The 25548-nt window shown below is 34.1% G+C and carries 25 protein-coding genes and 2 other annotated features (1 of these 27 only partly in view); of the genes, 2 read left to right on the top strand and 23 right to left on the bottom strand.

The window, feature by feature from the left end:
• Positions 1-134 precede the first annotated feature (134 nt).
• The 6 genes from BUB32_RS06730 to BUB32_RS06705 all read right to left on the bottom strand — a co-directional run bounded on the left by BUB32_RS06730 (position 135) and on the right by BUB32_RS06705 (position 6296).
• Entirely contained in the window at positions 135-941 is an 807-nt protein-coding gene (locus BUB32_RS06730; protein ID WP_084726990.1) for a BtpA family protein, read from the bottom strand.
• 50 nt (positions 942-991) lie between these two features.
• On the bottom strand, positions 992-1807 hold the full coding sequence (locus BUB32_RS06725; protein WP_084726989.1) for a PTS system mannose/fructose/sorbose family transporter subunit IID: 816 nt from the start codon (positions 1805-1807) through the stop codon (positions 992-994).
• Positions 1800-2555: a PTS mannose/fructose/sorbose/N-acetylgalactosamine transporter subunit IIC gene (locus tag BUB32_RS06720; protein ID WP_072968546.1), complete on the bottom strand. Its 756-nt coding sequence runs from the start codon at positions 2553-2555 to the stop codon at positions 1800-1802. The genes BUB32_RS06725 and BUB32_RS06720 overlap by 8 nt, the downstream gene beginning before the upstream one ends.
• Before the next feature lie 6 nt (positions 2556-2561).
• Positions 2562-3056 carry a PTS sugar transporter subunit IIB gene (locus BUB32_RS06715; protein WP_072968544.1) on the bottom strand — a complete coding sequence of 165 codons (495 nt, stop codon included), beginning with the start codon at positions 3054-3056 and terminating at the stop codon, positions 2562-2564.
• 43 nt (positions 3057-3099) lie between these two features.
• Entirely contained in the window at positions 3100-3510 is a 411-nt protein-coding gene (locus BUB32_RS06710) for a PTS sugar transporter subunit IIA (protein WP_029689248.1), read from the bottom strand.
• 182 nt (positions 3511-3692) lie between these two features.
• A complete protein-coding gene (locus BUB32_RS06705) occupies positions 3693-6296 on the bottom strand; it encodes a sigma-54-dependent transcriptional regulator (protein ID WP_234949239.1) in 2604 nt (867 codons plus the stop codon).
• A 163-nt stretch (positions 6297-6459) separates the two neighbouring features.
• On the opposite strand from BUB32_RS06705, the gene BUB32_RS06700 reads away from it, so the two are divergent.
• Positions 6460-6876 (top strand): secondary thiamine-phosphate synthase enzyme YjbQ, encoded by a 417-nt coding sequence (locus BUB32_RS06700; protein ID WP_029689246.1) that lies wholly within the window; start codon positions 6460-6462, stop codon positions 6874-6876.
• A 23-nt stretch (positions 6877-6899) separates the two neighbouring features.
• On the opposite strand, the gene BUB32_RS06695 is transcribed toward BUB32_RS06700, so the two are convergent.
• Together BUB32_RS06695 and BUB32_RS06690 are read right to left on the bottom strand one after the other, a co-directional pair.
• Positions 6900-7520 carry a TraR/DksA C4-type zinc finger protein gene (locus tag BUB32_RS06695; RefSeq protein WP_072968541.1) on the bottom strand — a complete coding sequence of 207 codons (621 nt, stop codon included), beginning with the start codon at positions 7518-7520 and terminating at the stop codon, positions 6900-6902.
• 15 nt (positions 7521-7535) lie between these two features.
• Entirely contained in the window at positions 7536-7847 is a 312-nt protein-coding gene (locus tag BUB32_RS06690) for a DUF5665 domain-containing protein (RefSeq protein ID WP_084726987.1), read from the bottom strand.
• Between the two features lie 220 nt (positions 7848-8067).
• On the opposite strand from BUB32_RS06690, the gene BUB32_RS06685 reads away from it, so the two are divergent.
• Positions 8068-9249: a trans-sulfuration enzyme family protein gene (locus BUB32_RS06685; protein ID WP_072968539.1), complete on the top strand. Its 1182-nt coding sequence runs from the start codon at positions 8068-8070 to the stop codon at positions 9247-9249.
• Between the two features lie 31 nt (positions 9250-9280).
• Here BUB32_RS06685 and bcp read toward each other — a convergent pair whose 3' ends face one another.
• The 15 genes from bcp to ileS all read right to left on the bottom strand — a co-directional run bounded on the left by bcp (position 9281) and on the right by ileS (position 25486).
• Positions 9281-9742 (bottom strand): thioredoxin-dependent thiol peroxidase, encoded by a 462-nt coding sequence (gene bcp, locus BUB32_RS06680; RefSeq protein ID WP_072968568.1) that lies wholly within the window; start codon positions 9740-9742, stop codon positions 9281-9283.
• 80 nt (positions 9743-9822) lie between these two features.
• Entirely contained in the window at positions 9823-10605 is a 783-nt protein-coding gene (aroF, locus tag BUB32_RS06675) for a 3-deoxy-7-phosphoheptulonate synthase (protein WP_072968537.1), read from the bottom strand.
• Positions 10606-10616: 11 nt separating this feature from the next.
• Positions 10617-11405: a tryptophan synthase subunit alpha gene (gene trpA, locus BUB32_RS06670; RefSeq protein ID WP_072968535.1), complete on the bottom strand. Its 789-nt coding sequence runs from the start codon at positions 11403-11405 to the stop codon at positions 10617-10619.
• Positions 11402-12577 (bottom strand): tryptophan synthase subunit beta, encoded by a 1176-nt coding sequence (trpB, locus tag BUB32_RS06665; RefSeq protein WP_072968533.1) that lies wholly within the window; start codon positions 12575-12577, stop codon positions 11402-11404. Before trpB ends, trpA begins: the two co-directional genes overlap by 4 nt.
• Positions 12574-13185 (bottom strand): phosphoribosylanthranilate isomerase, encoded by a 612-nt coding sequence (locus BUB32_RS06660; protein WP_072968531.1) that lies wholly within the window; start codon positions 13183-13185, stop codon positions 12574-12576. Before BUB32_RS06660 ends, trpB begins: the two co-directional genes overlap by 4 nt.
• Position 13186: 1 nt before the next feature.
• Complete coding sequence (trpC, locus tag BUB32_RS06655; protein ID WP_072968529.1) at positions 13187-13969, bottom strand: indole-3-glycerol phosphate synthase TrpC; 783 nt, start codon at positions 13967-13969, stop codon at positions 13187-13189.
• Entirely contained in the window at positions 13969-14985 is a 1017-nt protein-coding gene (gene trpD / locus BUB32_RS06650; protein ID WP_072968527.1) for an anthranilate phosphoribosyltransferase, read from the bottom strand. The genes trpC and trpD overlap by 1 nt, the downstream gene beginning before the upstream one ends.
• Positions 14966-15553 carry an anthranilate synthase component II gene (locus BUB32_RS06645; RefSeq protein ID WP_072968525.1) on the bottom strand — a complete coding sequence of 196 codons (588 nt, stop codon included), beginning with the start codon at positions 15551-15553 and terminating at the stop codon, positions 14966-14968. Before BUB32_RS06645 ends, trpD begins: the two co-directional genes overlap by 20 nt.
• Positions 15553-16980 carry an anthranilate synthase component I gene (gene trpE / locus BUB32_RS06640; RefSeq protein WP_072968523.1) on the bottom strand — a complete coding sequence of 476 codons (1428 nt, stop codon included), beginning with the start codon at positions 16978-16980 and terminating at the stop codon, positions 15553-15555. Before trpE ends, BUB32_RS06645 begins: the two co-directional genes overlap by 1 nt.
• A 38-nt stretch (positions 16981-17018) precedes the next feature.
• Positions 17019-17317, bottom strand: a binding site (T-box leader).
• 124 nt (positions 17318-17441) lie between these two features.
• Positions 17442-18632 (bottom strand): trans-sulfuration enzyme family protein, encoded by a 1191-nt coding sequence (locus BUB32_RS06630; protein WP_072968518.1) that lies wholly within the window; start codon positions 18630-18632, stop codon positions 17442-17444.
• A 32-nt stretch (positions 18633-18664) separates the two neighbouring features.
• On the bottom strand, positions 18665-19435 hold the full coding sequence (locus BUB32_RS06625) for an S-methyl-5'-thioinosine phosphorylase (protein ID WP_072968516.1): 771 nt from the start codon (positions 19433-19435) through the stop codon (positions 18665-18667).
• Positions 19436-19500: 65 nt separating this feature from the next.
• Complete coding sequence (gene mtnA, locus BUB32_RS06620; protein ID WP_072968514.1) at positions 19501-20538, bottom strand: S-methyl-5-thioribose-1-phosphate isomerase; 1038 nt, start codon at positions 20536-20538, stop codon at positions 19501-19503.
• Between the two features lie 16 nt (positions 20539-20554).
• The gene (locus tag BUB32_RS06615; protein ID WP_072968512.1) at positions 20555-21202 is read right to left on the bottom strand and encodes an L-fuculose-phosphate aldolase; all 648 of its coding nucleotides are present in this window, start codon (positions 21200-21202) and stop codon (positions 20555-20557) included.
• Positions 21203-21341: 139 nt separating this feature from the next.
• Positions 21342-22640, bottom strand: a complete 1299-nt coding sequence (locus BUB32_RS06610; protein WP_072968510.1) for an amidohydrolase — start codon at positions 22638-22640, stop codon at positions 21342-21344.
• 47 nt (positions 22641-22687) lie between these two features.
• The gene (ileS, locus tag BUB32_RS06605) at positions 22688-25486 is read right to left on the bottom strand and encodes an isoleucine--tRNA ligase (RefSeq protein WP_072968508.1); all 2799 of its coding nucleotides are present in this window, start codon (positions 25484-25486) and stop codon (positions 22688-22690) included.
• Positions 25487-25540: 54 nt separating this feature from the next.
• Positions 25541-25548: a binding site (T-box leader), on the bottom strand (it continues 213 nt past the right edge of the window).

Raw genomic sequence — 25548 nt, 5'->3', positions numbered from 1 at the left:
CTATATTATATCAGAATTTTAGAATTTTTTAATAAAATTAAAGGATAGAATTAAAAATTCCCATCCTATCCTTTAATTCTAAATATAACTTTTTTAACTTAAAACTTTCTTACCATATATTTTTAAATTTAAAATTAACTAATTGCATTTTTAGCTACATCTATAAACCGCTTTGCTCGTTCGAGATCAATAGGGTTCCAAAGAACTCCATCTTTTTTTATACTTGTTCCTACAATTACGCCGTCACTGATTTTTAAAATTTCCTTTACGTTCTCAATATTCACTCCACTACTTACAATAATATCTTGATCGGGAAAATGTTCCTTTAAATTGGAAACTATTTCTAATTTAGGTGGCAATCCCGCCCGTGGTCCTGGTATCAAAATAACTTCTGGATTTATCATTAATACTATACTATCTACAATTTCTTCAATTGTTCGTGTATCAAGAGTTGTTGCAGCATGAGGTGTAACATTACAGAATATTGGTAAATCCAAAGCCTCAATTTTTCTTCTATATCTCATTATTTCCCCAGGATCAAGAGACTGAAATCCAAAAATACCTGCAAATACTCCTGACATATACATTCTAACAAAATTAGCTTCTAAAGTTTTACCTAGTGCAAGAGTTGCTTTGGGGTCCATCAATACTCCTACTCCAAAAGGCAATTTTATTTCTCGCTTAACAGAGTAAGCTACTCTAGAATATAAGGATACAATTTCGGGACCTACCTGGTGTTCATATGGTCTATCACCTTCATTTGCAAAAAGAATAGCATCAAAACCAGCAATTTTTAATCTTTCAGCTTCTTCTAATGCCTTATCTTCTATCATTGAAGGAGTGTATTCGTTATTATAATATGGTGTTCCAATAAGTGGTAACAAATGTACCATTCCAATTATAGGCTTTTCTTTGTTAAAAATTTCTTGTATCTTTTTCACATTTTATCCTCCTACCTCTTATTATTTGCTTTTATTCAAAAACATACACTTTATAGTATTTTAAAATAAGCTGCTATTATCCCTATTATGAATATCCAAAGTATCAAAGAAACCACCGATTTATTTTTCTTTAATAAATACCACAAAAGAAAAACCGTCATAAGGCTTAACAAATTAGGTACTATTTTGTCTAACAATTGTTGTACTTCGATAGTTGTTTGTTGAATTTTAAAAACTAATGGAGTCTTAATATTTACCATTGCAGCAACCAATGCTCCTAAAACAGTAAGACCTAACACATTCATACCCTCTGTAATTTTCTGCATTACATTAGTTCCTGTTATTTTATTTAAAGCATTTTTTCCCCATTTATATCCTTGAAAATACATAAAATAACCTACACCTACGACGTATGTGGTAAACAGAATAAAAAATAATATTGGTCCAAAAGCATTACCTTTTGCTGCAATATCTACTGTTATAGCTAAAAGTACCGTTTTTACCAAGCCTTGTGTTATAGTATCTCCAATTCCAGCAAAAGGTCCCATTAAACCTGTTTTTAAACTGTTGATAATTTCATCTGTTATATCTGTATTCCCATTTGCTCTTTCTTCTTCTAATGCTGCTATCATTCCAGGTATCATTGAACCAAAATTTGCTTCTGTATTAAAAAATGTTAGGTGTCGTTTTAGTGCTTGTGAAATTTCTTCTTTTGTATGGTATAATTTTAATACTATTGGTATCATTGAATGTACAAAGCCTAGTGCTTGAAAACGTTCAAAATTATAACAACTTTGCGCAAACATATGCCAACAGAAAAAACTTTTTAACAAATCAGTTTTTGATAACTTTTTATTATTATCCATTTTCTGTCCCTCCTTGTTTATAAACATATAAAACGTGTAATATTGCAATACTTGCCGCTATAATTGTTACAGCAATCAAATCTAATTTCAAATATGCTACTAAGATAAATCCAATAAACATAAAAGGTAACAACGTATTCCTACCTATATATTTAAGTAAAATGGCAAGCCCTAAAGCAGGTAATAAAGTTCCAACTACTTTTAAACCTGTGATAAGAAATTGCGGAAGAACATTCATTAAATTTTTAAGATAATCGGCTCCAAGATATACTGCTAAAAAAGTAGTAACAAAATATCCTAAAAAAGGAATAATTTGAGAAGCTACTATATTCATCAAAATAATCCCTTTTGTATTACCATCTTCTGCATATTTATCCGCCTGATGTACCCAAATAGAATTTAAAGTCATTTTTCCTGTTCTAACTAGAAGACCTAAAAAGCCTAGTGTAACTGCGAAAGTAACTCCCATTTCAGGTGGTGCTTTTGCTAACATCGTTAATGCTACAGCGAGATAACCTGCCAATGCTAAATCAGCTGGTAATGCTCCCCCTGCAACTATATATCCAATATACGCCATTTGAATTGCAGCTCCTACTTTTACACCATAAGTCACATCTCCTAAAATTGCCCCTACTATTAATCCGCCCATTAATGGAGCAGCCATATAAAGTGACCAGCTTAATGTTAAAGAAAGCAATCCACCTGATAACCATGTTATTAATCCAATTAAAATAGCTTTAATTAACATTACCATTTACTCCTTTCTATTTATTATTTTTTTGTATAAATCTATCTCACGAATATCTATGGGTTTATCAGAAGGAACAGCTTGGTAATATACTTTCACCCCCTCTTCTACAAGTTCTTTTAATATTTCTAACTCTTCAGGACTAATAGAAACATTTCTGTATAATACTTTTCTACCCGGTTTTGCTCCCATCCCTCCTATATTAAGTTCTTTAAATTTTATAACTTTATCATAAATAAATTTTGCAACCTGAGGAGTTTTAATGAGAATCATTGTATGTTCATCCTTTATTTCTGTCTGATTCACATTTTGAAACATTACTGCAGAAAAAATCTCCAATTTAATTCCTGGAGGAGAAGCCATATAAAGAACTTTTTTTAAAAAATCATCTTTATAGACATCATCGTCAACAATAATGACTTTACTTATATCTAAATGCTTGACCCAAGCAGTTACCACTTGTCCATGTATTAACCTATCATCAATCCTCACAAAAATCATAATTTATCTCATCTCCTTACACAATGTGAAATATCTGTTTATTTCATCTCTCTAATTTAAACTCATATATCAAATCCTTAATACTTGCATGACCTATTTCCATACAATGTTTTTTCAGTTCCTCCAATGGCATACTTCTATTAGTCAATGCTTCTAGTAACATAGGTAAATTTACTCCTGTAATACACTCTACTTTTGAATTCATTAAAACTTTTAAATTCAGAGCCATTGCATTTGAAGGACTGCCTCCATACAAATCCACAAATACTAACACTCCTTCTCCCTCATCCAATTCTTTTATAGCTTTCAAACTATTCTCACGCAAATATTCAATATTGTCCCCATAAAAAAGTCCTAGTGACATTACATTCTGTTGCTTCCCAACTATCAGTTCAGCACTATTCAAAAGTTCTTTTCCTAAAGCTCCGTGGGCTACAATTAATATTCCAACCATCAGATCATCCTTTCTTTGTTATTAGTCGATTATTATATTAAATTTTCATTTCTAAATAAAAGCAAATCTCATGCCAGTTATCTATGTTCAACCTTAAAAAATAAAAAGGGCGATACTACTGGTTTTACAGAGTATCGCTAGCAAAAAATACATATGTGTTTTGTATTAGTTTACATGTGCCATCATTTAACTAAAAGTGTGTTAAAATGTGTGCTAATTATCTCAACTACATACGCTAGCTCTGAATCGGGAATATTTATTCCAAAAACTTCTTCTACTACTTCAAAATGCTTTTTAATAACCAAAAAAAGCTTATGATGAGTTTTCTTTAAAAAATCCAAATCTTCATAAGGTAAACTTTGGTATTGTATCACTCTTTCAATCATGCAAGAACAATGAAATAAAAACTTTACTAAAATTTCATCATCATAATTTCCATTGATATCTAACAATATCTCATTTAATACTTTTTCTAAGACTTCATAAGCTTTGTACGGATTTAAAAAGGTTAATGTTTTATCAAGAACATTTATTAAGTTTTTCTTGAAAAAAGGAATATTTAAATCAAACTCTGACATGTCTATCTTCAAGTCTTTGTCTTTGGTCAAAGCAAGGCTTAAAGTTGTAACTTCCGCTACTAATTTATCCAGATTCATATTTGGCATTAAAGCTTTTCGTGTTGCTTCGATAACCAAAGGTGTACTTACCATTTCTATAGTTTTTGTTGGGATCCCTGTTTTTTGCATAATTATTTCACCAAAAGTTACTAGAGACCCCATATCTACCAGCAGTAATACACCTTTACCTGTATCTATTTCTCTTGCAATTTTAACAGCCTTATCTAGCACGACCTCAACTTTTTCTTTTAATGGCATGTCAACCGCTTTTGCATGGTCTACCCCTAAAAGGGTATTAGCTACATTTGCCATTGTAGTAGCAGCACTATCGCCATGAGCAATAACTAATACACCTATAGTTTCACATTTTTTGCCTATTCTTAATGCATGGAAAAACATAGTTAAAAATACAATTTCACTTTCAGGCATTTTTACATATAATTTTTCCTCTAATTTTTCTTTGACCCTTTTTGCAATATTATATTCAAATTGAAATTCTTGAGTAATATTTTTTTGGGAAGGATAAGAAATAACACTTCCCATTTTTATTCTTTCTAAAAGAGTAGAGACATGCAATGCGATAGCATAAACAACTTTTGGAGTTATTAAATTTTCAAGTTTTTCGCTTATACCAGATATGGCATATTCAACAGCTTCTAAAATATTTGGACTGACAAATTTCAATAATACTTCACGATTTACCGTTTCATTTTTGTCTTCAAGATAATGTAAAAATTTCTCAAAATATTCACTAATTTCTTTCCCTATTTTCTCTCTAATCTCTTGGATGGTTAATCCTTCTTTTTCGTATTTTTCCCAATTATTAACTATAATTTCATAAAAATCATCTCTCGTCTTGTAATTATCCATAATAAATGTATCTTTCGCATCGATAAATTCTTTATTTCCTTCAAATATGACGTCTTCATGAAGGTTAATTTCTAAAAGAGATAACTCATTCCTTTTCTCTTTGATTTTAAATAAACCCTCTTGAATATTTTGAGCTAAAGTTGACAATTTTACCTCAACCATTTCTTTTTTAGAAACCATATATTCCAAAAAAGCTTTCGCGCATATAAGTTGGATATCGCTTTTTAACTGCCCTATATTACCAAGACATTCATATAAAAGTAGCGCTTTTATCACTTCTTTAGATGCTTTAATGGGAATCTTAATCCGTCGTGATTCTTCCCAAAAAAACTGGCTGATAAAAGTAAATCTTTCCTTTAAAGTTCTACTTTCAAGGCTGGGAAGCTGAATGAGAACAGGAACTCTTCTTAAAAAAGTAGATAACAATACAGACCTCGGGTCTTCCGTAGTAGCTGCAATTATCAATACTTTTGCTTTTCTCGTCGTAGTTGATTCTCCCATTCTCCTGTAAATTCCTTTATCAATTAAAGTAAATAACATTTCTTGCCCTTCCGCTGGTAAACGATGTATTTCATCTAAAAATAAAACTCCTCCATCTGCTTCATCAATAATTCCTTTTTTCTCAGCAACTGCACCAGTAAAAGCACCTTTTACATAGCCAAACAATTGAGAGAGCAATAATTGAGGATTATCAGCATAATCTGCGCAATTAAATATAACAAAAGGTGCATCATCCGGAAAAATTCCAAGTTGTATTGCAGATTTATACATTGCCTCTGCAAAAGTAGTCTTTCCTGCACCTGTTGGTCCAATTATCAAAGTATGAAGTCCATTAGGAGGATAAAGTATTGCCGCTTTAGCTTTTTCTATTTGCTCTTTTAAGCTTTCATGAGCTCCTATCATATTATCTAATGCAGTATTTAAAAATATATTGCTACTTGTATTTTTCTGAGACTCTCCATTTCTACAAAATAATTTACTTTCTTTTAATAAAGAAATAAATTCTTCACAACTTCCAAAGACAGAATTTTCAATCCGGCAACCCCACTTTTCTTCTAATGATTTTCTATCTAGATATAAAACTGGTTTGCCCTTAATTTTAATCGATTTTTTCTCTTTCACCAATTTATTTAATTCTCTGCTTGTATTAGCTCTATCAATTCCTACTAATCTCCCAATATATTCTGCTTCAAAACCAACTTTATTAATACCATTTTTAAGTTGCAGACTTATAGTTAATTCTTTCAATTTTTGATAAATTTTATCTTTCCTGCTTGAATCGTTAAAAATAGTTATCACCTACCTTAGGTAACAGATTTATTTAATTATCCAATTACTTTAATAAAGTATTTCTCTACAAACTACAAAAATTCCTTCTTCCAGAATAATTTTTTCGTAAAAATATTAAAAAAATGATAAAATATAAATAAAATAAAAAAGCCACCACAAAGGAGGTATCCCAGTGAAGAGTTATAGAAAAGAGTTGTGGTTTGAAACAAAAAAGAGAAGAGAATTTATAAACATTACACCTCTTATAGAGGAATGCGTTAGGGAAAGCGGAATCAAGGAAGGGCTTCTTTTATGTAATGCAATGCACATTACCTCAAGTGTTTTTATAAATGACGATGAACCAGGCTTACATAAAGACTTTGAAAATTTCTTGGAAAAATTAGCCCCCGAAAAACCCTATGACCAATATTATCATAATACTTATGAAGATAATGCAGACGCTCATTTAAAGCGTACAATAATGGGTCGAGAAGTTGTAGTAGCTATAACAGATGGAAAATTAGATTTTGGTCCATGGGAACAAATATTTTACGGTGAATTTGACGGAAGAAGGAAAAAGAGAGTGTTGGTCAAAATTATAGGTGAATAAAAAATCTCCAGTTTCCCGGAGATTTACAAAGTCCTTTTATAATCTTCATTGCTTATCTTGTCAGTTTCCTCTACATAACCAGCATTTTCATCATCATAGTCATCATCATAATTGTCCAAACCGCTTTTTGTCTTATTAAATCGTGCAACCTCCTGGTAAGAATCCTCTGCATCAAATAGAATTTCTCCTTTTAAATCCTTATACCCCCATCCAAAGGGGTATTTTATCATTCTCTCTTCATTAGGCCTTGAATTCCTTAAATCCTTTAATTTCAAATCATTATTTTTAGCGCATTCTGCACAAAGAGCAGTATAAGGAAGGGCTTCTAATCGTTCTTCTTCAATAGGCTTATGGCAGTGATTACATATGCCGTAAGTACCCATTTCCATCCTCTTAAAAGCCTCTTCTATTTGCCTTAAAATATGTTTTTCATTGTCTTTAAGAGCATAATTTTTCTCTACTTCATAAACTTCAGAAGCAAAATCTGCCGGATGATTATCCAAAAGAGAAAGTTCTTGATAATACTCCCTCTGTGCAATTCCGCCAATGCCATCATTGTAATTCATTTGATTTATTGTGCTTAAGACCTTTCCCTTTTCTTTTAATAGTAATTGTCTAAAATGTTCCAGCTTTTCACTATCCATCATACCAACTCCTATTTAATATAACTTTTGATTTACAATCTTAACTATGTCAGCTATGATACTACCAATTAGAGGTAAATTTAACATCACCAATTTTTGAAGTATATAAAGAACTATCGCACCAAGTATTGTAAAGCCCACTGCTATTCCAAAACCTCTTGCTACCCCACCTATAAAGTTTAGCCACAAAAGCCTATAAGGGCTTTGCATAAGCTCGACGTAATCAGCAATTTTCATCTTCTCCATCATCTCTGACATTTGGTCCAACTGCTTTTTTATTACAGTTAACATAATATTATTATTGTTTTTATATTCGTCTTTATTCAAGACTTTTTCCTCCTTACATTTAATTTTTCCAGTATAGTTTTCTTTATTACTGTAAAATAAAGCCTTTATAAACGTTTATTTATTCATTAGAAAAAATATGCAATCAATCTTGTATTTAATAATAGTTTACCTCAAAATATAATTCAAGTGAAGCGTTGTTGACTTTTAATTTTGCACATATTATCATTAATTTAAAGTACAAATTGTGGGAGTTGATAAAATGGATTTAAGTTTTAAAACAAAAGTAGTACATACTGGAAACTACATAGATAAAGAAATTCCTCCAATGCCAAAAACTCTTCCTATCTATCAAACTTCTGTTTTCACTTTTGATACGTTGGAAGAAGTTTACGATTATCTTGGTGGTAATCCTTCAAGGTATATGTACACAAGACTTGGAAATCCTAATCAAACAGCAGTGGAAGAATTAATTGCCAGTTTAGAAGGCGCGGAAGCAGGACAGTCTTGTTCATCAGGAATGGCGGCAATTTCTTCAGCTTTGTTGGCAGAAGTAAATTCAGGAGACCATATAATCGCCGCAAAAGATATATACGGTGGTACAAACAGTCTTTTTAATGCAGAATTTAAAAGACTTAATATTGATGTAACTTTAGTGGATTTCTCCGATTTAGAAGCTGTTGAAAAAGCTATAAAACCAAACACTAAAGTGATATACATGGAAATCATGACAAATCCTCTAATAAGAGTTTTTGACGTTGTGGAAGTTGCAAATATCGCAAAAAAGCACAATATAAAATTGATTGTTGACAATACTTTTACAACCCCTTATTTGATAAAACCAATTGAATTAGGAGCCTATGCTGTAATACACAGCGCAACAAAATACATTAATGGCCACAGTGATGTCATCGCCGGACTTATAGCAGGTAATAAAGAATTTATCTCCCGCACAAAAAGAATCACACAAAACTTCGGCGGTTCAATGAGCCCCTTTGATGCATGGCTGGTTTTAAGAGGAGCAAAAACTCTATTCTTAAGAATGAGAGAACACTGTAAAAACGCAATGGAATTGGCTAAATTCTTAAAAAGCCATCCAAAAGTCAAAAAAGTGTATTATCCTGGACTTCCCTCTCACCCTGATTACAGTATTTCAAAGAAGTTGTTTAAAGATGAGTTTGGAGGTATGTTAAGTTTTGAAATAGAAGGTGGAGAACCTGAAGTAGATAAGTTTATGCAAGAGCTGAAACTGGTGAAATTTGCTCCCTCACTGGCAGGAGTACAAACCATGATAACTCATCCAAAATCCACTTCCCATAGGTCTCTCAGCAAGGAAGAATTAAACGCGTTAGGAATTTCAGAAGGACTTATAAGAGTTTCTGTTGGAATAGAGGAGATAGAAGATATTATAAAAGACTTTAAACAAGCTCTTGACAAGATATAAGAAAAAAGTTTAGGGCTTTCCCTAAACTTTTTTATATTTCATCTAGCGCCTTTAATACCTCTTCAACGTGTCCATCTACTTTTACCCTTCTAAATATTTTCCTAACAATTCCTTCAGAGTCAATGATAAAAGTTGACCTTTCTATTCCCATTTTCTTTTTGCCATACATGTTTTTTTCTTTGTATACCTCATATTCTGTAGACACATTCGTATCTTTGTCACTTAGAAGAATAAAAGGAAGATTGAATTTTTCAATAAACTTTTTATGAGAAGTTTCATCATCTAAACTTATACCTATTACAACAGCATTTTTCTCTTCTATTGACTTTATGTTGTCCCTAAAAGAAACAGCTTCTTTTGTACAACCTGGAGTGTTATCTTTTGGATAAAAGTATAAAACAACCTTTTTACCTAAAAAATCTGAAAGAGAAACTTGTTTTCCATCATGAGTATTTAAAGTAAAGTCAGGAGCTTTTTTATTTAGCTCTACCATGCTATCCCTACTTTCTAAAATTATTTTCCTTAGATAATTATTTTCTGTTACTTCTATTATATATTTTCTCACGCAAAATTTCAATAGCTTTTTATCTCTCTCATCAATTCTTCAAATTGGGAAAAATCAAGGGACTGTTCTCCATCAGATAATGCTTTATTGGGCTCAGGGTGAACTTCCACCATTATTCCATCTGCACCAGCAGCTATTGCAGCCTTCGCCATTGGTATAATTAAGCTTCGTTTCCCTGTACCATGGCTTACATCTGCGATAATAGGCAAGTTTGAAAGTTCATGAATTACTGGAATAGCAGTTATATCTAAAGTATTTCGCGTATAAGTTTCAAAAGTCCTTATACCTCTTTCACACATGATGATGTTGGCGTTTCCTTCAATAGCAATATATTCCGCTGCATAAAGCCACTCCTCATATGTGGCTGAAAACCCCCGCTTTAACAAAACAGGCTTTTTGGTTTTTCCTACCTCTTTGAGAAGTGAAAAATTCTGCATATTTCTTGAACCTATTTGAAAAACATCAGCATATCTTTCAACAATTTCAACATCCCTCACATCCAAAACTTCAGTTACAACAGGCAAATTAAACATATCGCCTACATTTCTCAGCATTTTAAGTCCATCAATCCCTAAACCTTGAAAAGAATAAGGAGAGGTGCGGGGCTTATAAGCTCCTCCTCTTAAAGCATTTGCGCTCCAGCTTTTAACTTTTTCTGCTATTTTTACAAGCATTTCCTCATTCTCAACAGCGCAGGGTCCTGCTATTATAAGTTTGTCTTTACCAATAGTTATATTCCCAATTTTTACTGATATTTTATTATTTTTATCGCCAATTATTTTAAGGTTCATTTTCATCACCTTCATAAAACTTCTTTTAAGTTGGATACAAAGCTCTTAACTTTCTGCAGCATTTCAGATTTATTATACCCTTTAGCAATTCTTTCTACAAGGGCACTCCCTACAATAATTCCATCACTGAAATCTTTTAATTTTTTCGCCATCTCCGGAGTAGATATGCCAAACCCTATTGCCTTTGGCATATTGGTGTATTGAGAGACTGTCTTCATATATTCTTCAATGTCAGTTTCAATATCCTCCCTCGCACCTGTCACACCTGTAATTGATACGCAATATACAAATCCTTTCCCGTTTTGCGTAATTAATTTTATCCTCTCTTTTGATGTGGGAGCAACTAAAGGTATTAAATAAATATCGTATTTATCTGCTTCTTCTAAAATATCTTTTCTCTCTTCAATAGGCAAGTCTGGTATGATAAGCCCATCTATCCCTACATCTTTTGACTCTTTTAAAAATTTTTGTATGCCATATTTGAATATAGAGTTATAGTAGACAAGGTAAACCAGAGGGATATCACTTTTTAACCTTATTTTTTCTACTATTTTCATTATATCAGGTATTTTTACACCTTTATTTAAGGCTCTTTGTGAAGAAGCCTGTATTGTAGGTCCATCAGCTAAGGGATCAGAATAAGGTATTCCCAGTTCTATTATATCCGCTCCTGCTTCTTCCAAAGCCAAGACTATATCATAAGTCGTCTCTATATCCGGGTCTCCCGCTGTTATAAAGGCTATTAAAGCTTTGCGCCCTTCTCCTTTTAAGGCTTCAAACTTTTTGTCTATCCTATTCATAACTCCACCCCCAATACTTTCGCAACTGTATTTACGTCTTTATCTCCTCTGCCTGACAAATTTACAATGATAATATTGTCTTTCCTTAAATTTGGAGCCAGTTTCATAGCATATGCCAAAGCGTGAGCACTCTCTAAAGCTGGTATTATTCCTTCTATTTGAGATAAGTCCATAAAAGCCGCCAATGCTTCTTCGTCTGTCGCATACACATACTCTGCTCTATTACTTTCTTTTAAAAAGGCATGTTCTGGACCTACACCTGGATAATCAAGTCCTGCAGATATAGAGTATACTGGCATTATTCTCCCCTCTTCATCCTGTAAAAGATAAGTCATCATGCCGTGCAATACTCCTACAGAACCTTTCGCCATTGTAGCTGCATGTTTCCCTGTTTCAATCCCTTCTCCTGCAGCCTCTACACCTATTAATTTTACCTCTTTATCTTCAATAAAGGGATAGAAAATTCCCATGGAATTACTGCCTCCGCCAACACAAGCAATCACATAATCAGGAAGTCTTCCTTCTTTTTGAAGAATTTGTTCTTTTGCCTCATCCCCTATCACTCTTTGAAAATCTCTCACCATAGTAGGATAAGGATGAGGACCAACAACAGAACCCATCACATAAAAAGTATTATCTACATTTGTCACCCAATCTCTTATTGCTTCATTTACTGCATCTTTAAGTGTTTTTGTCCCTGTAGTTACTGGCGTCACTTTTGCACCTAAAAGTTTCATCCTAAAGACGTTTAAAGATTGCCTTTTTATATCTTCTTCTCCCATGAATATTTCGCATTCCATTCCAAACATTGCAGCAGCTGTAGCAGTTGCCACTCCATGCTGTCCTGCTCCTGTCTCAGCTATAACTCTCTTTTTATTCATCCGTTTTGCCAATAAAATCTGTCCCAATACGTTGTTTATTTTATGGGCTCCTGTGTGGTTTAGGTCTTCCCTCTTTAGATAAATCTTTGCCCCACCCAGCTTTTTAGTAAGATTCTCAGCATAATACAAAGGTGTAGGCCTTCCTGAATATTCCCTCAAGTAATACCTATATTCTTCCATGAAATCTTTATCCTGTTTAGCTTTTTCAAATTCTCTTTCTAATTCTATAAGCGCATTCATCAAAGTCTCTGGCACATACTGACCTCCAAAACGTCCAAATCTTCCATTCATCGAATACCCCTCACTTTTTCAATAAATGATTTCATTTTTTTAAAATCTTTATAACCTTCTGTCTCAACGCCACTGGAGACGTCAACAGCATAGGGATTTACTATTTTTATAGCTTCCTCTACATTGTTTTCATTTAGCCCTCCTGCCAAAATTATTGGAACATTCAATTCAATCCCCTTCAAAACTTCCCAATTAAATGTTTTTCCTGTACCACCGTATTCGTTTTTTGTCAAAGTGTCAAATACAAAACTGTTTGCTCTAAATTCTTTTGTTTTTTCCAAATCTTCTTTGTCTTTTATGCGTATTGCCTTCCACACTGTGAAATTTTTAAAATTATCTATATAATCCTGTGTTTCATCACCGTGAAACTGTAAAACATCGAGATTTAGTGTTTGAGCTATCTTTAATGCATTTCCCACTGGTTCATTTACAAAAACTCCTACTGTTTTGATCTCTCTATCAAGAAGGCTTATGAGGTATAAAGCCTGTTCTACCTCTACTTGTCTTTTGCTTTTTGCAAAGACAAATCCTACATAATCAGGTTTTAGCTCATTGGCATATTCAATATCCTCTTTCCTTCTCAGTCCGCAAATTTTTACTTTTACCAATTTATCCTCCTCCTTTTGCCTCCCTTACAAAATCAGTGATTTTGTCAATATCATCTATAATTTTCATAAAAGTCTCGCCAATTAATACGGCATCTACCCTCAATGAAGCTAAATACCTTATATCTTCAGGTATTTTTATTCCACTTTCGGAAACAATTATTGTACTTTGAGGTATATGTTTAATCAAATTTTCTGTTGTGTTTATATCTACATTAAAAGTTTTGAGGTCTCTGTTATTTATACCTATTATGTCACATTCAGCTTCTAATGCTATTGCAAGCTGTTGTCTGTCATGAACTTCCACAAGCGCATCTAAACCTACACTTTTAGACAAATTATAAAAATCTCTTAATTTGTCCCCTAATACGGAAACAATGAGAAGTACTGCATCGGCTCCTAAAATTTTTGATTCATATATTTGGTATTCATCCACAATAAAATCTTTTCTCAAAATAGGTTTTGAACTCACTTTTTTTACTTCCCTGATATAGTTGTCATCCCCTTTAAAAAATTCCTTCTCTGTCAAAACGGAAATAGCGTCAATATCAACTTTCTCATACACTTTTGCAATTTTTACTGAATCAAAGTCTTCTTTTATAATTCCTTTGGAGGGAGAGGCTTTTTTTATCTCCCCAATAATTGATATACCCTCTTTTTGAAGTGCTTTCTTGAAACTGCCAGAATAGCCTCCTTTAATTTCGTTAATTAGTTCCTCTACTGGCTTTATTCTTTTTTTCTCTTCCACCTCCTTTTTTTTGTGTCTCACAATCTCATCTAATACCATCAACTAAGCCTCCTTTGGTACTCCAAAATCTCGGTAAGCTTATCAAGAGCTAAACCCGTATCTATTAGATAATTTGCCACTTTTATTCCTTCTTTTAAATCTTCCACAACTTTTCCTATATATAAGGCTGCTGCTGCGTTTAAAACGACTATATCTCTTTTTGGCCCTTTTTCACCTCTCAAAATGTTCAAAATTATTTGAGCATTTTCTTTAGCGTCTTTGCCTTCTAAATCTTCAAGTTTTGCATAAGGGATACCGTAATCTCCTGGGTCTATCACATAATCAATGACTTTGCCTTCTTTTACTTCACTGACAAAAGTAGGAGAAGTAGTAGTTATTTCATCAAGGCCATCAAAGCCGTGGACCACCATAGCCTTTTCAATTCCCAATCTTAAAAGTACTTCAGCAAGAGGATGAATCAATTCTTTATCGTAAACTCCTAACACCTGTCCTTTTACAAATGCGGGATTTGTCAATGGTCCTAAAACATTAAATACCGTTCTTGTGCCTAACTCTTTTCTAATGCCTGCTACGTTTTTCATTGCAACGTGATATTTAGGTGCGAATAAAAATCCCATTCCTTTTTCTTCAATTAATTTTTTTGTCTTTTGTGGTTCTGCCTCAATGTCAAATCCCAATTCCCTCAAAACATCAGCACTGCCGCTCCTGCTCGAAACAGCTCTGTTGCCATGTTTTGCAACTTTTACACCCGCAGTTGAAGCAATTATAGCAACTGCCGTTGAAATATTGAATGTCTTTCCACCGTCACCTCCTGTCCCACAAGTATCTATCACATAGTTAGAGGCAAGTTCTACTTTTATTGCATTGTCTCTCATTGCCTTCGCGAAACCTGTTATTTCTTCCACGCTTTCACCTTTTAATCGTAGTCCTATTAATATGCCCCCTATTAAAGAAGGAGTTGCATTACCACTCATAATTTCATTCATAACAGCATAAGCTTCTTTTTCTTCAAGACTTTCCTTTAAAACAATTTTTTTAATAGCTTCTTGTAACATGGTATCCCACCTCCAAAAAATTTCTTAAAATTTCTTTCCCCTGCTCTGTCAAGATAGACTCTGGATGAAACTGTAAACCATATACAGGGTACATTTTATGCCTTACTCCCATAATCACTCCTTCCTCTGTATAGGCTGTAATTTCTAAATCTCTTGGAAGGGTTTGTCTGTCAATAACAAGAGAATGATATCTCATTGCCTCTATGGGATTCTTAATATCTTTAAATATTTTTTCACCTTCGTGAAATACGAGAGAAGTTTTGCCATGCATTATCTTATCTGCTTTCACAATTTTTGCACCATATGCATATCCAATCGCTTGGTGGCCAAGACATATTCCTAATATTGGAATTTTGTCCCCTAAACTTTTAATGACATCAACGCATATGCCTGCATTTTCAGGCCTTCCCGGTCCAGGTGATAATATAATTTTTTCGGGATTCAGTTTTTCAATGTCTTTAACAGCCACTTCATCATTTCTTATTACAAATATTTCTTTGTGCATTTCTCCCACATATTGATAAAGATTATAGGTAAAGGAATCGTAATTATCTATAATCAGAATCATCAAAGAACCTCCTTAAGAGCCATTGCCTTATTTAAAGTTTCGTAATATTCCATTTCAGGAATTGAATCATATACAATACCTGCTCCCGCTTGAAGGTAAGCATAACCTTCCTTGAAGAGAATAGTCCTTATTGCTATGCACATATCCATATTGCCATTGTAGGAAAAATAACCAACAGCTCCTGCGTAAAAAGACCTTCTCACATTTTCAAGTTCGTCTATTATTTCCATCGCCCTTATTTTTGGTGCCCCAGAAACTGTACCTGCAGGAAGACAAGCTATAAGAGCATCAAAAGCCGTAAGTCCTCTTTTTAGCTTTCCTGAAACAGTCGATACAATGTGCATTACATGAGAGTAAAAATCTACTTCCATAAAACGCTCTATTTTTACACTTCCAAATTCACTAACTTTTCCTATGTCATTTCTTCCAAGGTCAACTAGCATCACATGCTCTGCCCTTTCCTTTTCATCTTTTAAAAGTTCCTCTTTAAGTCTTAAATCTTCTTCTTCATCTTTTCCTCTTCGCCTTGTACCCGCTATTGGATTTGTAGTCACTTTGTCTCCAAAAACACTTACAAGGCTTTCAGGTGAAGAACCAAGAAGCTGAAAATCACCAAAATCGATGTAAAAAAGATATGGAGATGGATTTTTTGACCTTAATCTTCTGTATATCTCGAAAGGGTGGGAGCTTACTGCTGCTTTTAACCTTTGAGACAACACTACTTGGAATATGTCTCCTTTTTCGATGTATTCTTTTGCTTTTTCAACAATTTTACAAAACTCTTCTTTTGTAAAATTGTAATAAATTTCCTTTTCTTGTTGCGATGGAAGGTCATGAAATTGAGGAGCATTTGATTTTACCTCTTGCAAAAGTTCATTAATTTTTTGCAAAACTTCTTCATATTCTACGTCTTCCTCAGGATACACATTATAAACAACATAGATTCTGTGTTTAAAGTGGTCATAGCAAATAAAACTTTTATAAAACATAAAGTATACATCCGGTATATTTATTTCATCAGGGTTTTTATCCAGCAGTCTTTCATAAAGCCTTATCGTATCGTAAGATACATAACCCACAGCCCCCCCTACAAAAGGAATATCAAGTCCTAAAGGATTATAATTAACCTGTAAAACATTTTTTATCTCTTCAAAGGCCATACCTTTTCTATGCTCTTCTCTGTCTGTGATAATTTTTATATCTCTGTTGTAACTTAGAATTGATAAATATGGGTCTTTTCCTATAAAGGAATATCTCCCCCAGTTAGTACCTCCATTTGCACTTTCCAGTAAAAATTTGTTTTTGCCTTCAAGACTATAAAAAATGTTTATTGGCGTCAATTCATCTCCGTTTATTTCTGCATAGACCGGGAAGACATATCCTCTTTTTTTGTGTTCGCAAAAATCTTCTTTAGAAATGTTTACCACTTTATCACCTCCTGAAAATTAAAAAAAGTCACCCCGCCCATTGGGGCGAAGTGACTCGCGGTGCCACCCAATTTGTCCTGTATTACTAAAAAAAGCATTTCACCAAAAGGGCGAAATGCTCGCTTGTGCCACCTTTTTCACACAGGACCACTCTTTCGGGTACGGAGATTCCTCGATACCCTGTCTTTTTAACGGTAGACCACCGGATACTGCTACTTAAAAGTTCGCATCTCACCTCGCGGGCCCATTCAATATCAGCTACAGTACTCGGCTTTCACCCTCCCGAGCTCGCTTTGACTAAACGCTGATATCTACTCTTCCCGGTCATTGGTTTTCATACATATTTATATTGTGTTATTTTAATTCTATAACGCATTAAATTATTTGTCAAGATATTTTTATGCAAGTCAATACTTGCAGGCTTAAATTGACAACTGGCACTTTATCACCTCAAAACCTTTTTAAATTTGTTTAAGAGCTTGATCCAAATCCTCTATTATATCATTGTAATCCTCAAGCCCTACTGATATTCTCACCATACTTTCTGTGAAGCCGGACTCCTCAAGCTTTTCTTTTGGATACCCTCTGTGAGTCATAAGGGAAGGTACTTCCACTAATGTTTCTGTATCTCCTAAGCTTACCGCTAACTGACACAATCTTAAATTACTTATAAACTTCTCTAAATTTTTGGTTCCTCCCTCTATTTCAAAACTTATGATAGCTCCGAATCCTCTCATTTGTTTTTTCGCTATTTCATAACCTTTAAAACTTTTAAGACCAGGATACATAACGTTTTTTACTTTAGGATGCGAATTTAAAAAATTTGCTACCTCTATTGCATTTTTTTCATGTTGCCTCATTCTTAAGCCTAAAGTCTTTATGCCTCTCAACATCAACCAAGCATTGAAAGGACTCATTACCCCACCAAATTCACACATATAATCAAATTTTAAATAATGTATATACTTTTCATCTTGTGAAACTGCAACTCCTCCAAGTGCGTCACCGTGACCTCCTATATATTTAGTAGCACTATGAACAACTACATCGGCTCCCAATAGAAGAGGATTTTGAAAATAGGGGGTAGCAAAAGTATTATCAACAACAATTTTAATATCTTTTTTATGGCATACCCTTGCAACCTCTTCAATATCTATAATAGATAAATTTGGATTAGAAGGAGTCTCAAAATACACAACTTTTGCGGAGTCATCTACACTTTTTTCTAATTCGCTTATATCTGTAAGGTCCACTATTTTATAATTTACTCCATATTTAGGCAGTATATTTGTCACTACGTTATAAGTTGAACCATAAAGAGTCTTATGAACTATTACAGTATCTTTGGGTTTTAAAAGAGAAAATAAAACTGAACTAATAGCAGCCATCCCGGAAGAAAAAGCTACTGCCCCTTTGCCATATTCCAACTCCGCTAATCTGTTTTCAAATAATCTTAAGGTCGGATTATTACCTCTTGTATAAACATAGTCTTGAGATTGAAAAGACATCACCTTTTCAACATGTTCGAGGTCATCAAAAACAAAAGTAGTCGTCTGAAAAATTGGAGGATTCAAAGCATTTTCAGGGTTCTTCTTAAACTCAGTTCCATGAATTGCTTTTGTGTCAAACCGATAGTTTTTATTTACTCCCATAGTAGTTCCTCCTATAATTTAATCACATCTAATCATAATTCAATTACTGCTTTACTGCAATTACAATGCTCTTGGTCTAATTTTTCTTCTAAAAAAACTCTTATAAACGTTTTTATCACTTTTTCTTTGTTCAATTCTAAGGTATCTTTTATTTCATGTAATGTTATACTGCCCTTCATTCCTGTAGCCCAATTTGAAACTATCCCCATCGCAGCATAGCACATTCCTAATTCTTTCGCTAAAACTACTTCTGGAACATTAGTCATCCCAACTACATCGGCACCTAAATTTTTATACATTCTTATCTCTTGTGCAGTTTCAAATCGTGGACCTTCAGTGCACACATAAACTGCATCTCCTTTTATCAATAAGTCTTCTTTTTTAGCAGCATTGTAAAATTTTGCCCTTAAATTGCTGCAATAAGGGTCACTCATATCTACATGTCTTACCACTCCATCTTCCCCTTCAAAAAAGGTCAATGGTCTCGATTTAGTAAAATCTAAAAAATCTTTAAGTATTACAACATCACCTGGCTCATAATTTTCATTAAAAGAACCAACTGCAGCTGTTGCATACACATATTTTACTCCCATTTGTTTCAATGCCATAATATTTGCCCTATAATTTACGAGATGAGGTGGAACTGCATGACCTTTCCCATGTCGGGGCAAAAAACCAATTTCCTCCCCCTCAATAGTCACAATATCAATTTCCACTTCTCCATATTTTGTCTCTACCAATTTTTTTGACACCTTTTGTCCTATTTCGTAAAATCCAGTACCACCAATGATCGCCTTTTCCATTAAAAATGTACCCCCTCTGTCTTTTGTATTTATATGCAAATAATCAAAATTAATCCGGGTATCCTTCACTTTAGCTTTAATATGTTTTCCCTGAAAGGAGGTCTAATTATTCCTTTTTCTGTAATTATTCCTGTTATATTTTCATGAGGAGTCACATCAAAGGCTGGATTGTACACTTCTATTCCTTCAGGTGCAATTCTTACGCCATTTATATGAGTTACCTCTTCAGGACTTCTTTCCTCTATAACTATCTCTTTTCCTGTCTCAATGTTAAAATCAATTGTGCTGGTAGGAGCTACCACATAAAAAGGAACGTGGTATATCTTTGCAATAGCAGAGAGCATAAAAGTTCCAATTTTATTGGCAGTATCCCCATTTAAAGCAATTCTATCGGCTCCTACTAATATTACATCTATTTTCCCATCTCTTATCAAAGTAGCAGCAACACCATCAGCAATTAACTTTGCAGGAATTCCTTCTTGTACTAATTCCCATGCTGTCAATTTTGCGCCTTGAAGCCTAGGCCTTGTCTCATCAGCATATACAAAAATATTTTTCCCACTGTAATGGGCTTCTCTAATAACTCCTAAAGCAGTTCCATACCCTACGGTTGCAAGGGCTCCCGTATTGCAATGGGTCAAAATAACTGCATTTTCTTTAATTATCTCATTCCCAAATTTAGCCATATTTTTGTTGGTTTCTATATCTTCGTAGTAAATATCATCTGCTTCTTTTTTTAATAGCTCATATAGGTCTTGTAGTTCTAGCTCTTTATTATTCTCAATAACTTTTTTCATTCTATTTATTGCCCACATAAGGTTTACAGCAGTAGGTCTTGATTTTGAGAGAATTTCTAAAGCTTCCTCCATTTTTTTGAAGAAACTTTCTTTTTCCTCATTAATAAATTCTTTGGCAGCCAATACCATCCCATAAGCTGCTGCAGCTCCAATTGCCGGTGCCCCCCTTACCACCATGTCTTTTATAGCAAAATTTACGTCTTTATAAGTTCTGCACTCAAAAATCTCATAACTATTGGGCAATTTTCTTTGGTCAATTAAATATAAAACTCCATCTTTAAACTCTATAGTTTTAATCTCTCCCACTTTTTTCACCTCTTTATTATTTTTTTACCTGCCCATAAGTTTTAAACTTTTCTAACATTAACCTCATTTCATCTTCTGGAAGAATAACTGGTTCTCCTATAGATTTTGACCTGTAATATAATTCTGCCACGTACTCAATTTGAATACTTATATTAAAAGCATTAGGCAAATCTTCAGCTCCTACCAAAAGTCCGTGATTGGCTAATAGCACAGCTTTTCTATCCTTCATAGCCTCAAAAGCGTTTTCTGCCAATTCTTTTGTACCAAAAGTTGCATATTTAGCACATCTGACATTTGGTCCTGCTAAAGCCACAAGGTAATGAACTGGTGGAAGGTCCCAATGTAGACAGGAAAGAGTTGTAGAATATACTGGATGAGTGTGTATAATAGCGTTTATGTCTTGTCTGTTAGCGTAAAAAATTCTGTGCATCTCATACTCTGAAGAAGGAGTCCTATTACCTTCTATTACATTACCATTTAAGTCCATTACTACTACATCCTCAGGCTTAATTTCAAAATAATTCATTCCTGAAGGAGTTATAGCCATCAATCCTTTTTCCTTATTGTAAATGCTTAAATTCCCTCCTGTACCTCTTGTAAGATTAGAATTTATAAGTTTTTTGCCATAATCTACTATTTGTTCTCTTTCTGATTTTAATAGCACTTTTATCACCCCATTTTTAATATGTGCTCTAGTGTAAATGATTTTACAACTTCTACTAAAGCCATCATATAATAATGCAAACAAAGTGTCAACTTACAAAAATTTAGGTATCCTGCCTTAGCAGAATACCTTTTCCATGTTATTTTTTCCCTATTAACTCCTTCGCCCTTTTCCCAACATTATACATTACTTTTTCCACATCTGCGGTTTTTATTTCTCTATTTTCCATTATTATTTTGCCATTTATTATCACTGTATCCACATCTGATGCTTGAGCAGTATAAGCTAAAGCAGAAATTAAGTTGTGGTGTGGATAAAAATGCGGCTTGTCAATATCAATAATCACTATATCCGCTTTTTTTCCCACTTCGATGGAACCTATCTCTTTATCCCACAATAAAGCTTTAGCGCCATTGATTGTCGCCATTTTTAGAGCTTCCAATGCCGGTACAGCAAGAGCATCGTAATTTAACGCCTTATTAATAGTGGCAGCAAAATGAACCTCTTCAAACATGTTTAAGTTATTGTTACTGGCTGGGCCATCTGTCCCCAAAGCTACGTTTATTCCTTTTTTTAGCATTTGATCCACTGGAGCAAAACCACTGGCTAACTTGGCATTACTGGTAGGATTGTAAACTGGTGATACCTTCATTTCCTTTAATATTTCAATGTCTTCATCGCTTATATGAACACAATGAGCTGCTATAGTTGGAACATCAAACACTCCTATGTCCTTTAAATGTTTCACAGGAGATTTTCCATGCTTTTGTAAACTTTCTTCTACTTCTTTTTTTGTTTCTGATACATGAATATGAATTCCTGTATTTAACTCCTTAGCTAACTCTACTACTTCCTTTAAATAAGAGGAGCTACAGGTATAAGGTGCATGAGGACCCACCATTACTTTGATTCTTCCCTCCGCTTTATTATGCCAGGTATTATAAAGTTTTCGCGTATCTCTTAACTTTTCCTTATTTATTTCAGCGTCACTTTCTTCTATAATACCCCTTGTCAACACTCCTCTTATCCCTACTTCTTCTGTTGCTTTAGCTACTTCATCCATAAAAAAATACATATCGCAAAAAGTAGTAGTACCAGAATAAATCATCTCTATCATACTCAATAAAGAACCCCAGTAAACGTCTTCTGCTGAAAGTTTAGATTCAACGGGCCAGATATGTTTGCTCAACCAATCAAATAACGGCACATCATCTGCATAATTCCTAAATAAAGACATTCCCAAATGAGTATGAGCATTTATAAGACCCGGCATTGCAATTTTTTTTGTTCCATCTATGACTCTGTCAACTTTTATATCCGGATTAATTTCTCCTATGTAAGTTATCGTGTCACCTTCAATATAGATATTGGTGTTTTCCATAAGTGGCTGTTCTTCTTTCATAGATAGCAAAGCTACATTTTTTATAAGCAAATTCATAATATCCCTCCTCAAAATAATGTTTAAAAAGGGGAAAAATCCCCTTTTTAAACTTGTGTTTGCTGCTCAATGTGAGAAGCACATCTTGCACAAATAGTTGGATGCTCTTTTATAGTTCCTACTGTTTCACTGTACATCCAGCAGCGTTCGCATTTTTCCCCAGGTGCATGGCTTACCACAATCTTCAAATTATAATCTTCACTTTCATAAGCATTTTGAGGAACAGGTTCTTCTGGTTGGTGAAGTACCATTTTTGAAACTATGAACACATATTCGAGGTCATTAAAGCCTTTAAAGAAATCATAAAGCTCTTGAGATGGATATATATCCACTTGTGCCTCTAAAGAATGACCTATCTTTTTGTCAGTTCTCGCTATTTCAAGAGCTTTAGAAATATCTTTTCTTATGTCAAAAAGTTTTTCCCATTTTTCTATTATATAAGGATTATTGTATTTTTCTTGGACCTTTGGCCAATCAGCTAACTGAACACTTTCAAAATTATTTTGACTGTCGTGCTTCATATATGACCATATTTCTTCTGAAGTAAATGTAAGCACTGGTGCTATCAACCTTACAAGAGTGTCTAAAATAATGTAAAGTGTCGTTTGAGCCGCTCTTCTCTCTTTAGAAGTAGCAGGATAAGTGTACAATCTGTCTTTTAAAATGTCCAGGTAAAGGCTACTCATATCTACTACACAGAAGGTATGAACCAGATGGAGAAAATCGTAATACTCATATTTATCAAAAGCCTCTGTAAGCTCTTCAACTACTCTGTTAAGCCTAAATAAAGCCCATTTATCTATCTCTAAAAGCTCTTCGTAATGGAGCATATCCTTATCAGGGTCAAAGTCATAAAGATTGCTTAACAAGAACTTACTAGTGTTACGTATTTTTCTGTACGCTTCTGTCATCTGTTTTAAAATCTCTTGTGAAATTCTCATATCTGAAGTAAAGTCAGCAGAAACAGCCCAAAGCCTCAAAATATCCGCTCCATATTCTTTTATAACGTCTGCTGGGTCAATACCATTCCCTAAAGATTTTGACATTTTCCTTCCTTCACCGTCTACAACAAATCCGTGGGTCAATACGTTTCTATAAGGTGCTTTTCCACGTGTTGCCACAGATGTCAAAAGAGAAGACTGGAACCATCCTCTGTGTTGGTCTGAACCTTCTAAATAAAGCTCTGCAGGCCACTTTAGGTCAGGATGAGTTTGCAGCACAGCTGCATGGCTGGAGCCTGAATCAAACCACACATCCATTATATCTGTCTCTTTCCTAAACTTTGTAGAACCGCATTCGCAAGTAATCCCTTTTGGCAATATCTCTTCAGCTGACATTTCAAACCATGCATCTGAACCCTTTTGCCTGAAGATCTCTTTAACTGCATTTATTGTATCATCGTTTATAAGCGGTTTCCCACACTTTTCACAGTAGAATATAGGAATTGGCACACCCCATACCCTTTGCCTTGAAATACACCAGTCTCGTCTATCTCTTACCATGTTAGTTATGCGCTCTTCGCCCCATGAAGGATACCAATTAACTTCTTTAATAGCTTTTAGTGCCTCTTCTCTAAATCCTTCCACAGAAGCAAACCACTGTTCTGTCGCCCTAAATATTATTGGACTTTTACATCTCCAACAGTGAGGATATGAGTGAGTAATACGGGTTTCTGCTACTAACGCATTAGCTTTTTTCAAGTCTTCCTTTATGACCTTGTTAGCCTCTTCATAATACAGACCAGCATATCCTGGCGCTTTATCTGTAAAATATCCCTTATCATCTATTGGATTTAAAGCATCAAGACCATATTCTTGCCCAACTAAAAAATCTTCTTCACCGTGGCCGGGAGCAGTATGAACACATCCAGTACCAGCTTCTAAAGTTACATGTTCACCCAAGATTATTAAAGAATCTCTGTCATATAAAGGATGGGTAGCCTTCATGCCCTCCAAATCTTTTCCTTTAAATACAGCAAGTATTTCATAATCTGAAAGGTTAGCTTCTTTCTTTGCAGTATCTAACATATCTTTTGCCATTATATATACTTCGTCTCCAAACTTTGCAAGCGCATAATCAAACTCTGGATTTAAAGCAATTGCAAGGTTAGCTGGAATAGTCCATGTAGTAGTTGTCCATATTATAAAATACACATTATTAAGATTCTCAACAATTCCCTTGAATTTCCCTAAATCATCTTTAACTCTAAATTTTACATAAATAGAATCAGAGGTTTCATCAAAGTATTCAATTTCTGCTTCTGCCAAAGCAGTCTCACAGCTGGGGCACCAATATACAGGCTTTAGACCTTTATAGATATAGCCTTTTTTAGCCATTTCACCAAATACTTCTATCTGTTTAGCTTCATACTCCGGATTCAAGGTAAGATAAGGATTATCCCAATCTCCCCTTACTCCCAATCTTTTGAATTGAGCTTTTTGCTTTTCAATCTGAGAAAAAGCAAAATCCCTACACACTTTTCTAAATTCTGTAGGACTTACTTCATGCCTTTTTATACCTAAAGTTTTTATGGCTTGCTGTTCAATAGGAAGACCGTGTGTATCCCAACCTGGCACATAAGGAGCATCATAACCCCTCATTGTTTTGTATTTCACTATAATGTCTTTTAATACCTTATTCATAGCAGTTCCAATGTGTATATCTCCATTAGCATAAGGCGGCCCATCGTGTAAAATATATTTTTCCTTGCCTTTATTTTTCCCCAATGTTTTATGATAAATATCCATTTCTTCCCATCTTTTTAATATCTCTGGCTCTCGTGTTGGCAAATTAGCCTTCATAGGAAAATCTGTCCTCGGTAAATTAAGTGTCTTGTTGTAATCCACTGAACATTACCTCCTCTTCAAATATTATCTTTCAAACTAAAAATAAAACTTCTCGTCAGGGA

This window comes from Thermoanaerobacter uzonensis DSM 18761, assembly GCF_900129115.1.
Classification (GTDB): Bacteria; Bacillota; Thermoanaerobacteria; order Thermoanaerobacterales; family Thermoanaerobacteraceae; genus Thermoanaerobacter; species Thermoanaerobacter uzonensis.
Note: the sequence above shows the minus strand (reverse complement) of the source record. Positions and strands in the feature narration are given on the sequence as shown.